This is a genomic window from Candidatus Binataceae bacterium, assembly GCA_035308025.1.
Lineage (GTDB): Bacteria > Desulfobacterota > Binatia > Binatales > Binataceae > JAJPHI01.
In genome coordinates this window covers 64,112-75,935 of record DATGHL010000052.1, presented here as the reverse complement: position 1 = coordinate 75,935, position 11,824 = coordinate 64,112, and the positions used below count along the sequence as shown (strand labels likewise).

The following is an 11,824-nucleotide window of genomic DNA, read 5'->3' as shown; positions in this document are numbered from 1 at the left end:
CCATTCCCCGCTGTAGCGGCTCAGGCAGGTGTTACGAAGCGCGTCTTCCGGCGATACCCAAGGTTAGCCTCGTGGATGAGGCGGTCATAGCGTTCGTGCCCTAAGTTCGCCGATAGTACGATCAGGAGAAGGATGAGTCATGGTCATGGAGGAGGGCGATTTAACGGCATGATCATAGATACTCATGTACACGTCATCTCGGGCGATCAGCAAAAATATCCGCGGAGAGCTGACCCCCAGGAATGGGTGCGCGAGACCTCGGGTGAGATGTTGCTCGCGCTTAACCGCGAGGCCGGCATCGACCGCACGATACTGGTACAGGGTTACGGAGCCTATGGGTGCGATAACAGCTATGCGGCGGACTGCGCGCGCCAATACCCGGACAGTTTCGCATCCGTCTGCATTCTGGACCAGCGCCAGGCCGACGCATCCGAGCAGTTGACCTATTGGGTGCGCGAGCGCGGCGTGAGCGGCCTGCGGCTCCTTACGATCGTAGAGCCCGAGCCGCTACTGGACGATGCTCGGACGCTCCCCCTATGGACGCGCGCGGCCTCTCTCGCGATCCCGATTTGCATCATGACGCGGTTCCATCAGGTAACGCGACTTCCGACGGTGCTTGAACTGTTCCCGGATGTCCGCGTCGCGCTCGACCATCTCGCACTGCCGCGCCTGAGCGACGGCCCGCCATATGATTCGCTTCAGCCCCTTTTCGAGCTGGCCCGCTTCCCCAACCTGTACTTGAAGTTCTCAACCGAGACGCTGTATGCAGCACGGCGAGGACACAGTACGCCGAAGGAATTCTTCAGCCGCCTGCTCGAACGGTTCGGTGCCCAGCGCATCATGTGGGGATCAAATTTTCCCGCCACGCACGACCGCAGCTTCAAGGAGCAAGTGGAGCTGGCGCGAGAAGAGCTAGCCTTCTTCCCGCAAGAGGACCAACGTTGGCTGTTCGGCGAAACCGCCCTTAGCCTGTGGCCGGCGCATTGCTGAGGATTGCAGGAGACGCATGAAATTCGGGCTTCACTATCAATTGCCGTGCGGTGCCGGTCAATCTCCAGTCCAGCGCTACCGCGACACACTCGATCAGGCCGTCCATGCCGAGGCCCTAGGTTTTGATTCCGTATGGCCGGTCGAGCAGCACTTCAACGCCAACCTCTCGATTATGCCCTCACCCTTGCTGATGCTCGCAGCGCTGGCCGAGCGGACCCGCACCCTCCGTCTCGGCATCGCGATCGTACTGCTGCCACTGTCGCATCCGCTGCGAATTGCTGAAGAGGTCGCGACCCTTGACGTGATCAGCAACGGCCGTGTCGAGTTCGGAATCGGCAGGGGCGCGATTCCCAGCCATTTCAGGGCCTTCGGCGTTCCGCTTTCCGAGAACCGCGAGCGTTTCGTCGAGGGGCTGGAGGTTATCCTGCAGGCGTGGACCAGCGATCGCGTGTCGTACCATGGCCGCTTCTTCGATATCGAGCGGATATCAGTCGTGCCCAAGCCGGTGCAGCAACCCCATCCGCCAATCCGGGTGGCCGTGAACAGCCAGGATACGTTCGAGGTCATCGGCCGAATGGGCCTGCCCATCTTCGTCGCGTCGCAGGTAAATCCGTTTCACCGGATCAAGCGATTTCTGCCGATCTACCGCGAAGCACGGAAAGCGGCGGGTCATCCCGATAATGCAGCCGAGGACGTGACGGTTCTTATGCCGCTTTACGTTGGCGAGAGCGCGGCGCAGGTGCGGCGCGAGGTCGAGCCGAGTATCAAGCACTTCCTGAGTACGGTCACGGCACTGTACGGGTCGGGCACTCCGCGCCCCGGCAGTCCGCGGTCGGACGTCGCGGCGCCCCTCAAGGAAACGCTGGAACGTCTCGCTCGTATGACTTACGAGCAGGTCTGCGAAGTGATGGCGGTATTCGACACACCCGAAGCCGTCGTTGAGCGGCTGCAACGTTTCCAACAGGATTTCAACATGGGCCGCGTGATCTGCTGGTTCAACCCCGGCGGTCAGGTTCCACATCAGCAGGTCATGCGCAGTATGGAGATGTTCGCCGCCAAGGTGATGCCGCATCTCTGACAGTCAAACTGGAGCGTTTCAGCAACGCGGATCACGGTGTCTATCGAGATTGCCCGCGGACTTTTTCCGCGTGCGGCGCGATTTTCCAGCGACTTGAAGATGCCTGAGATCGCCCCTCCGGCCTTTGGTCCGCTTACGCATGAACCGTCGATGCGGTGCTGCGCTAAAGCAGATACGGCGACGAGGGTGCCGCCAACTATCACGGTGAGTTCGTGAACTATCGATCGATTTTGCGTTTGCCGTAATAGGGCAGCATCGTTTCGTCCGACTTTGCCTCGGATTGGCCTGCGCTCTTTGGAGCCTTTCCGCCACTGAAGACGCTGTACATTGCAAGTGTCCCTGGTTCGATAACGTCGGGATCGGTCATGATGTTGACGCAAGCGGGACGACCGCTTTTAAATGCACGCTCGAGTGCCGGAGCGATTCCGCCGGCTTGATCGACAAACTCGCCGTGCGCGCCCAGTCCTTGTGCGGCGCGCTCGTAATGGACGATGCCCAACTCAGTCCCGATCGTGTTCCCCGCACCCCAGGCAAGGACCTGGCCGTGTTTCGACATACCCCACTGCATATCGTTATTGACTACTACAGTGATTGGGAGGTTGTGCCTTACTGCGGTGTCGAACTCCGCGAAGTTGAGCCCGACCGAACCGTCGCCGATAACGCAGACAACCTGCCTTTGCGGATGGGCGACTTTGGCCGAAAGCGCGAACGGTATGCCGATACCAAGGCATCCCAGATAGCCGTGGCTGAGGAAACTGCCGGGCTGACATGCTTTGAACGCGTTGGCGATCCACGCGGCAGTTTCGCCGCCATCGGCCGCGATGATTGCGTCAGGGTCGAGCGCCTGCACGACTTCTCGCGCCATACGCGCGGGATGGATCGGGCTTTCGCTCTTCATCGCCTCATCCCATTTGCCGCGCTGACCCGCGCGCATCGTTGCGAGCTGCTCGATCCACGCTTCGTGGCCGCCGAATTTCATGTTGCGGGATGCTGCGCTTGCCTGGCGGAGAAATTCGCCACAGTCGGCCACTATCCCGAGCTCGATGCTGCGGCCGCGTCCGATCTCCTCGGGCTCGATATCCACCTGGATTACGCGAGCCTCAGTTGGGATCAGGCTGTTCCGTCCACCGGTGGCGAGCCCGATCCGCGTGCCCAGCAGGAAAACGAGATCGGCGCTTTGGTTGCCGCGGCGAGCATGCGCCGCCGGATGAATCGCGCCGAACGCGCCGAAGCACAAGGGATGGTCCTCGGAGATTACGCCGCGCGCCTTCGCATTGGCCAGGACCGGCGTGTGAGTTAGTTCGGCAAACTCGCGCAACTCGGTGATGGCCTGTGCGAACCAGACGCCGCCACCTGCAAGAATCGCCGGCCGCTCAGCTTCGCTTAGCCATTGGAGCGCCTGCGCCAGTGCCTCGCGGCTTGGGCCGGCCGGTGACTTGGGACGATAGTTTTCCGGGAAGGCGACCTTCTCCTCCTCCACGCGTGCGAACAGGACATCAATCGGAAGTTCGAGGAATACGGGTCCGGGCCGCCCCGATACTGCCTGCCGAAATGCCATCGCGACATATTCCGGGATTCGCTCGGTGTGAGTAACGGAGCGCGCCCACTTCGTGATGGGCTTCATCAACGCAACCTGATCGATACCACCCTGCAGCGGCAGGGTTTCGTCGTCGAGCAAGGGACTGCGTCCGCCTATCAGGATCATCGGAATCGCGTCGAGATATGCATTCGCAACGCCGGTAACTGCATCCGTAACCCCGGGCCCGGCGGTCACCATAGCCACCCCCGGACACCCGGTCGTACGCGCCCATCCATCGGCCATGTGCGCCGCGGCTTGCTCGTGGCGCGTATCGATCACACGCAGATCGTGCTCGCGGCAGGCTTTGAAGATCGCGTCCAGGTGACCACCGTGCAGTGCGAAGACCTGTTGCACGCCCTCACGCTCGAGTGCTCGAACCAGCATCTCCCCACCGTTTATGCGTGGCATAAGCTCTCTCCGAGATCAGAATCGCTGAGCGGAATCCTTAGCGATTGGGCGGAACTTTGCAATCGGACTGGCCTTCCAGCCTTCAAACGGGCCAGAACAATTGGGACCAGACCATATATAGCCGGGCTCTTCGCAGTGCCACCCCGTAAGCGCCCGCCCCAGCAAACTATCAAATACAATGGGGATCCTGACTCAAGTTGTTTTGGGCCACGCTAATATTTCCCGGGCTGTCCCGCCGAGAATCCATTCCTTGTCGCTTTCGGACAAGTTATCGGCGCAGCGTATGCAGAAGAGAGATTCCGCGTAGGTATGGTGATCAGTGGTGACCGTGAAATCACTCGCCCACATCAGGCGCTTGACGCCGAAGGCCTCGATAACCCTTCGTAGTTGCGTCAGCAGGTCGCGATAGGGAAAGGGCTCTCGCGACAGCCGCGGCGCATGTCCCCATTTGATCGCGACGTTAGGATATGTCGCGTAGGTCAAAAGCTGGTCGATCGTCGTCAGCAATTGGTCGGGTAGTGCGGCGCGCTCCACGCCCATCCCAACGTGGTCGATGATGAACTGAACGTCGTCGAACTTGCGGACGTAGTTGGTGAGTGACTGATGCTCGCCGCCGGGATAGATCATCACCGGCACGCGATGTTTGCCGGCCGCCGCCAGGATGCGTTCGTGCCCGCCTTCGCGCAAGACTTTGAAATCGTGGCCTGAGGCGATGCGCACACAGATCCGGCCCGGTGCTTTGCGCACTTGTCCGACCAGATCGTCGATGTCAGGATCGTTGGGGTCGAAGCGAACGACGTAGGCGAAGCGCGCCGGGAAGCGGATGACTGCGTCTTCGGCGAAGGGATATTCAAAGCGACTGATGCCGCTCGGCAGCTTCTGCCGCGTCGGCGGCCAATCGTCGAGCACGGCAGCACTCACGCCCATCGCATCCATGATCGCGATTGACTGCTCGAGCCCTCTATGAGTGGCGTGGATCTGTGCGTCGACTATCTCCATTATTTGCTCCGCCTCCTCGCCTTTTCGTACTGCGATCGAGCGCATCGCTGCAAGAGCTGCGGCCAAAAGGAAGAGGACGACCATCGGTGATGGCCGTCCTCTAATTTGCTCGGCCCGTTTGGCACGTTATCGCAACTCGAATCCCTCGTAACCCTTTGCCGCTGTCTCCAATCATCATTTCTTCGAGCCCGGCAGGTAATCGTCCAGCGGGACGCCGAAGCTGTTCAGCGCCCACGAGACCAGGTTGTACTGGCCGACGGTAAACACCGCGTCCATCATCTGCTCGGTGTTGTAGCGGACGGACAGCGTCTGCCAGGTTTCGTCGGAGACGACGGAGTTCCTGAACAGATCGTCGGCAACCTGAATCAGCGCCGCGTCGTGTTTATTCCATCCTGCCCCCGGCCCTTTGCCGATCCGATCGATTTCATCATCGGTGAGGCCAGCAGCCTTTCCGATACGAACGTGCTGTTCGAATTCGTAGGGCGCCTGGTTGAGCCATCCGATGCGCAGGATCAAAATCTCCCGCTCGCGGGGCGCCAAGGTCTGCTGGTCGGAAAGTATGTAGCTCGCGAATTTTCCCCACGCCCTGACTAGCTTGGGATGCTGCATCAGCACGCGGAAGATGTTGACAACCTTGCCGTTAACCTGGGTGCGCTCCCCCATCTTCCGGTCGTCTGCGCCCAGCGTTGAGAAATCGCGAAAAGGTACGCGCTGTTTTCTCTCGATCATTAAGTTAGCCTCCTTCGGACTAGCTTGCGGGCACAGTCGGAGTTTGTGCGGACCTTATGCTCCGCAGCCGGTCATGCAAGCGATACCATAAATCCCGGACGCCCGATCATTTTTACGGTCGTTAAATCCGCTTTTGAACCTCGCCTCAGAGTCCTACCGAAATCAGGTCATTTGCAAACCCTCAGTTAGCGCGCGATCCTGACCCAAAGGTGACGCAGAATGTTAGATTAGGACGCTTCGCAAGCGCAATGCCGCAAGCATGGGAACGGGCTGATGATCACAAAAATTTCGTTCGATGCCGAGCGCTCCCCAGTATTCGGCGGAGCATCGTTCGGGCAAGTCGGATGCTACGAAAAACTGACAGGACGCGCGTTCGGCGAGCTTGATCCTGCAAGCCAGTGCAACTCCGTTATCGCAGATATCGGATTAGCACCGCGCAATATCGACGGCAAGGTCGAATATGCAGTTGACTTCTATATTTTGAAGCCGGTGGATTTGACGCGCGGCAATAAAGTGTTGCTGTTCGATGTGACTAATCGCGGCAACAAAATGACGTACCTTCCCTTGAATTTTCCGTTCAAGGCGCCGCCTGAGTTTATGCCGATAAATGATCCCAGCGGCCCTGGCGACGCTGGCACCGGATACCTGATGCGTCAGGGCTATGCGATCGTCTGGACCGGCTGGGACGCTACCGCACCATCGGGCAACGATCGCCTGACCATCACGGTTCCGGTCGCATCAGTCGATGGGAAACCGATCATCGGCCCCGCGCTGGAAGAGATCATGGTTGATACGCCGCAAAACATATCGTCTGAGGCGGAGATGTTCAGCTGGCCGCTGACCTACCCGGCGGCCAGCCTCGATCAATCCAGGGCAACACTGACCGTGCGCAAGTACCGCGATGAGCCGCCGATCATTGTACCGGCGGATGATTGGGAATACCTCGATGCGGCAACAATCCAGCTGACTCCGGCACGCAAGAAAGCCTTCGAGCGTGGCGTGATCTATCAGTTCGTCTACCCTGCAACGGATCCGAAAGTCATCGGAATCGGGTTCGCGGCGGTGCGCGATTTCGTCGCGTTTCTGCGCCATTCGACGGCTGATGCGAATGGGACGCCCAACCCGCTGGTGAACTCAGTCAACTGGTCTGTCGCGACAGGCCTATCACAGTCCGGGCGGTTCCATCGACCTTTCCTGTATCTCGGGTTCAACCAGGATGAGCAGGGGCGGCAGGTTTTCGACGGCATGATGCCGTATATCAATGGGGCTGGTGGAGGATTTTTCAATCATCGGTTTGCGCAACCCAACCGCACCGCGTTCCAGCGCTGGAGCCACGTTTATCCGGAACAGGTCTTTCCGTTCGCCTACACCAGCCTTACCGACCCGCTCACGGGCAAGACTGATAGCGTGCTCGCACGGTGCGAGGCTTCCGGTTCGTACCCCAAGATCATGGAAGTGAACGATTCCAATAGTTACTGGTTCAAAAGCGCTTCTCTCGCCATTACCACACCCGACGGAACACAAGATCTGGTTGATCCAGTCAACGTGCGCTTCTACCTGCTTTCGAGTATCGCGCATGGCGTGGCTTCGGGACGTGGTATCTGCCGGCAGTTGCAGAATCCGATTAGCCCGGGTCCCGCGCTGCGCGCGCTACTGGCCGCTTTGACCGAATGGGTTGTGTCGGGCAAGGAGCCGCCGCCGAGCAGGGTGCCGCGATTGCACGATGGCACTCTGACGGCGCCATCGTCGCAAGCCGCTGTAGGCTTTCCGGAAATTCCGGGAGTGACTTACACCGGCGTGGCGAGTTTCCGCGAGCTCTATGATTACGGACCTCAGTTCGACCGCGGAATTATCAGTACGCTGCCGCCGGTCTCACGCGGTCGCGCTTACTCGACCTTGGTGCCAAAAGTGGATGCGGACGGCATCGATCTGGCCGGTATTCGACTCCCGGATATCGCAGCACCGGTCGGAACGTATACCGGCTGGAACCTGCTGGCGAGCGCACCCAGAGACGAATGTTCGGCGATGGGCTCTTTCATTCCGTTCGCGCGAAGCAAAGCGGAGCGGATCGCGGCTGGTGATCCGCGCTTGTCGCTTGAAGAACGGTACGTCACGCACGGTCGCTACGCCGAGGAGGTTCGCGCGGCAGCGCAACGCTTGGTCGCGGCTAGGCTCCTACTGCCCGAGGATGCCGCCGCATATGTGGAGGCTGCCGAAATGCGAGACCTGAGCTTACCACAGTGAGTGCGAAGACCTGAGTCTCCCGTGATTAATCACCCGGCCGACGGCGCGTTTCACCCCCGAACAGCGCGACAAACTCGTGGGGCAACTAGCGTGGTATCGTAGGTGGGTGGCTGGACCCAAGAACCTGTCGGCTCGGGAGTTTGCTTCGGAACGTGCTAAAGTCTGCGCGCTTTAAGGGTCGTGGCTGGCCCGCTGTACGACGGAGGACGAGATGACCTCGGGCGATGAGAGTTCGAGCAGATCGGAAGACGGAATCCTCGCTGGGATAAACGTGGTCGAATGCGGCGAAGGCATAGCGGCAGCATTTGCCGCAAAAATGATGGCTGATCTTGGAGCAAATGTGATCAAGATCGAAGCGCCCGGCGGCGATCGCTCGCGGCGGCGGGGACCATTTCCGAACGACGAGGAAAATCCCGAGAAGAGCGGACTGTTCCTCTACCTCAACAACAACAAGCGCGGGGTTACGCTGGCGCTTGATCGGCCCGAAGGCCGCGAGATCCTCGGACGGCTGCTGCGCAACGCCGATATCCTGGTGCATAACGTGCCGCCGTGCGAACGCACTGTCCGTGGCCTCGAGAGTGACCAGCTGGCCAAGCAGTTTCCCGAATTAATCATCGCTGGAATATCGCCCTTCGGCGACAGTGGTCCATATAGTAACTGGAAAGCCTACTCGCTCAACCTTGAAAACGCGGGCGGGATGGCCTTTCTCGCTCCCGGGGCCTCGCAGAGCCCGGAGTTACCACCCCTCAAGGCGTTTGGCGATCAGCCGGAGTACCAAGGCGGCTTGCATGCCTGCTATGCCGCATTGGCGGCCTATTGGGGCCGGCTCGGCGGTGGGGAACCCCTCACGATCGAGATTTCCCAGCAGGAATGTATTGCCGCGATGCTCGAACTGAATTTCATGCATTACACATATGCGGGACGCGAGACCTCGCGACTGGGGCGCCGCATCTTGGGACCGTGGCTCCTGGCTGATTGCAGCGACGGGGTTATCTTCGTGGCCTGTGCCGAAGAAGCGCAGTGGCAGCGCATGGTGGAAGTGATGGGCGATCCGGGGTGGGCGCATGAGGAGCTGTTCAAAGATCGCCTCACGCGCGGGGCGAACAGCGACGCGCTTAATCTCTTTATCAAGGAGTGGGCGTCGAGCTGGAAAACGCAAGAGCTGTTTCATGCGGGCCAGGGCAAACGGGTACCGTTCGCCAGCGTCAATCAGATGAAAGATGTTTACGCGGACGCGCAACTCAACTTCCGCGACTACTTCGTAACGCTTGACTATCCCGGAGTTGGTAAGCTGCGGCTTCCGGGCGCACCAGCCAGATGGGGTGGTGAATGGTCGATTCGTTCGTTGGCGCCGCGGCTCGGACAACACAACGAAGAAATTCTTGTGGACGAACTGGGGATGAGTCCCGCGAAATTCGCGGCTTTGTATGATGCAGGAATCATCTGAAGGGTGATGCAGATGGGAAACACTAGGCTACCCCTCGCGGGAGTGCGAGTGCTTGATTTCACATGGGCTTGGGCGGGACCTTTTGCGACGCTGCAAATGGCGCATATGGGTGCGGAAGTGCTGCGGATCGAAAGTGAGAAACGGCCCTGCGTCACCCGGACGATACCGCCGTTCGCGGACGACGTGCCGGGACCGAATCGTTCCGGATATTTTAACCAATACAACCAGGGCAAACGTAGCGTCACGCTCAATCTTGCTGCACCTGAAGGGCTGCAAGTAATTTACGATCTGGCGCCGCAATGCGACGTCGTGGTCGAAAATTTCGCTGGTGGCGTCTCGCAACGGATGGGCTTAGGTTACGAAAAGCTGCGCCAATATCGGCCTGACCTGATCATGATCTCGATGTCAGGCTACGGTCAGGATGGACCATACAAGAACTATCTCGGTTATGGACCGCCTGCAGCAGCGCTGTCCGGCTTTTTCGCCACGATGGGATACGAAGGCGGTCCGCCGATGGAACTGGGTATCTCTTACATGGATCCCAACGCCGGCGTGTTCGCTGCGATCGCGGTGATGGCTGCGCTGATAAATCGAAAAAAGACCGGCAAGGGTCGCTTCATCGATCAGTCGCAACTCGAAACCGCGACCGCTTTGATAGGCGAGGGCCTGATGCAGTACTCTATGACGGGCGCCGAGCCGACCCGGATGGGTAACCATGATCGCCTGATGGCGCCGCACAATACCTATAAGGCAGTAGGCGACGCGGACAAATGGGTGAGTATAGTAGTCGGCAGCGAAAGCGAATGGCGCTCGCTGTGCTCGACGATGGGACAGCCGGAGCTGGCGCGCGATCCGCGCTTCAATACAGCGGCGGCACGTAAAGCAAATGAGTTGGCACTGGATGAGATAATCAGTGCCTGGACGAGCTCCCGCGATCGCTGGGAGGTCACCAAGGCATTACAGCGCGCCGGCGTGGCCGCATTTCCCTCGATGAGTAACAAGGACCTTGCAAACGACGGCCATCTGCGGAAAAGAGGATGCCTGGTTGAGCTGGAGCATCCGGAGGTTGGCCGGAGAACGCACATCGGCATGCCCTGGACCGTGAGGCAGCATCCGCGGGGGGTGCGTAGCCCGGCGCCGCTGCGCGGTGCGGATACCGAAGCGGTGCTGGGCCGGCTGCTCGGCTACTCGGCAGAAAAAATCACTGAACTGCGCGAAGCGGGAATTCTGAGCTAGCCCATTGATCATTTCCGCAGGCTTGCGACCCTTGCCCGGGTGTTCGGCAGGATGCAGTGGCCGCCATGCGCCGATCGCATCGACGCTTACGGTAAGAACGTTCAGGGCAGATGATTCGGCGGCGAACTCGTTAACCCACGGTCGGCTTCCATTTTCCGTCGACCTCGTAGGCTTCGTCTCCGCCGGGCCATGGCGGTATTGTGATAACCACGACGACCAGCGGCGCATATCCATACGATCTAAACTGGAACTTTGTGCCGGATGGAATCGTTGTGCATACACCCGCTTCGATCGGCACGATCTGTTCTCGATCCCCTTGTTTGCGCCACATCTCGCCCTGTCCCCCGAGGAAGTACCAGATTTCCTCGATGGTACGGTGGGTGACGGCATGTGAGATCTTGCCGGGTGCCAGCTCGAAATGCGCCAAGCTACCACTGTTCAACTGGAGGAGCATGCGAACATCCGTGCCGTCGGGCGCGATCGCACTCGGTTTTACGGGCAATCGTGCTGTCAAAAAATCCTTGCTCGGTGAGCCCGAATTCGGTTCGTCCGACACGTCGCCTACCACGACGCCGCCCTGAACGATCAGCCAACCCTTTATTACGCTACCGGCGGCACGAGAATATTCGAGCGTGTAAAACTCTCGCTCGTCATCGGAATATTTGGACCGCAACGCCGAATCGGCGATGGCATCGAGTGCCGCTGCGGGCTTCCCCATCTTTGCGTTGCCTATCGCGGTCCATCTCGTGACGGCGGCGACCACATCGGGAGGAAGATCATCTTTTTTTACGCGCTGACTTTTTAGATCACTGCTATGCGCCAGAGCGACCAGGATGCGGGTTAGCGCAGATGCGTCTGCCATGTTTCAATCTCTCAACTTGAAGGGGGCTCGGATCGCAGCTAACGGCGAGTTCCAGTTGCGCTGTATTAAACTCGGCTCAAAGTCGCTTTAGGAAGTGGCGATTCACGCGCCGTGTCAGCCGCCAAGCATCAACCACTGTATAGCGTCAAGCGTCTGTATAGCGTCAACCATCATTCATGGCGCCGATTGACGGAGAGCGGTTGGCATCGGACTGGCCCACCATTCAATTCAGCTAGTCGAAGCGCGGCTGCA

General features: G+C 59.5%; 9 protein-coding genes. 5 read left to right on the top strand and 4 right to left on the bottom strand.

What is annotated here, in order from left to right:
• Positions 1-132: 132 nt before the first annotated feature.
• The gene (locus VKS22_16030; protein HLW72121.1) at positions 133-990 is read left to right on the top strand and encodes an amidohydrolase family protein; all 858 of its coding nucleotides are present in this window, start codon (positions 133-135) and stop codon (positions 988-990) included.
• A 16-nt stretch (positions 991-1,006) separates the two neighbouring features.
• On the top strand, positions 1,007-2,068 hold the full coding sequence (locus VKS22_16025) for an LLM class flavin-dependent oxidoreductase (GenBank protein ID HLW72120.1): 1,062 nt from the start codon (positions 1,007-1,009) through the stop codon (positions 2,066-2,068).
• A 217-nt stretch (positions 2,069-2,285) separates the two neighbouring features.
• On the opposite strand, the gene VKS22_16020 is transcribed toward VKS22_16025, so the two are convergent.
• The 3 genes from VKS22_16020 to VKS22_16010 form a co-directional block, all read right to left on the bottom strand.
• The gene (locus VKS22_16020; GenBank protein HLW72119.1) at positions 2,286-4,055 is read right to left on the bottom strand and encodes a thiamine pyrophosphate-binding protein; all 1,770 of its coding nucleotides are present in this window, start codon (positions 4,053-4,055) and stop codon (positions 2,286-2,288) included.
• 192 nt (positions 4,056-4,247) lie between these two features.
• Positions 4,248-5,054: an amidohydrolase family protein gene (locus VKS22_16015; GenBank protein HLW72118.1), complete on the bottom strand. Its 807-nt coding sequence runs from the start codon at positions 5,052-5,054 to the stop codon at positions 4,248-4,250.
• Between the two features lie 174 nt (positions 5,055-5,228).
• Positions 5,229-5,783 (bottom strand): carboxymuconolactone decarboxylase family protein, encoded by a 555-nt coding sequence (locus VKS22_16010; GenBank protein ID HLW72117.1) that lies wholly within the window; start codon positions 5,781-5,783, stop codon positions 5,229-5,231.
• Between the two features lie 273 nt (positions 5,784-6,056).
• Here VKS22_16010 and VKS22_16005 point away from each other — a divergent pair, with 273 nt between their 5' ends.
• From VKS22_16005 to VKS22_15995, 3 genes are all read left to right on the top strand, one after another.
• Entirely contained in the window at positions 6,057-8,027 is a 1,971-nt protein-coding gene (locus tag VKS22_16005) for an alpha/beta hydrolase domain-containing protein (GenBank protein HLW72116.1), read from the top strand.
• Positions 8,028-8,238: 211 nt separating this feature from the next.
• Positions 8,239-9,474 (top strand): CoA transferase, encoded by a 1,236-nt coding sequence (locus VKS22_16000; protein ID HLW72115.1) that lies wholly within the window; start codon positions 8,239-8,241, stop codon positions 9,472-9,474.
• Between the two features lie 12 nt (positions 9,475-9,486).
• Positions 9,487-10,710, top strand: a complete 1,224-nt coding sequence (locus VKS22_15995; protein HLW72114.1) for a CoA transferase — start codon at positions 9,487-9,489, stop codon at positions 10,708-10,710.
• A 130-nt stretch (positions 10,711-10,840) separates the two neighbouring features.
• Here the strand turns inward: VKS22_15995 and VKS22_15990 are convergent, their stop codons facing one another.
• Positions 10,841-11,572, bottom strand: a complete 732-nt coding sequence (locus VKS22_15990) for a cupin domain-containing protein (protein ID HLW72113.1) — start codon at positions 11,570-11,572, stop codon at positions 10,841-10,843.
• Between the last annotated feature and the right edge of the window lie 252 nt (positions 11,573-11,824).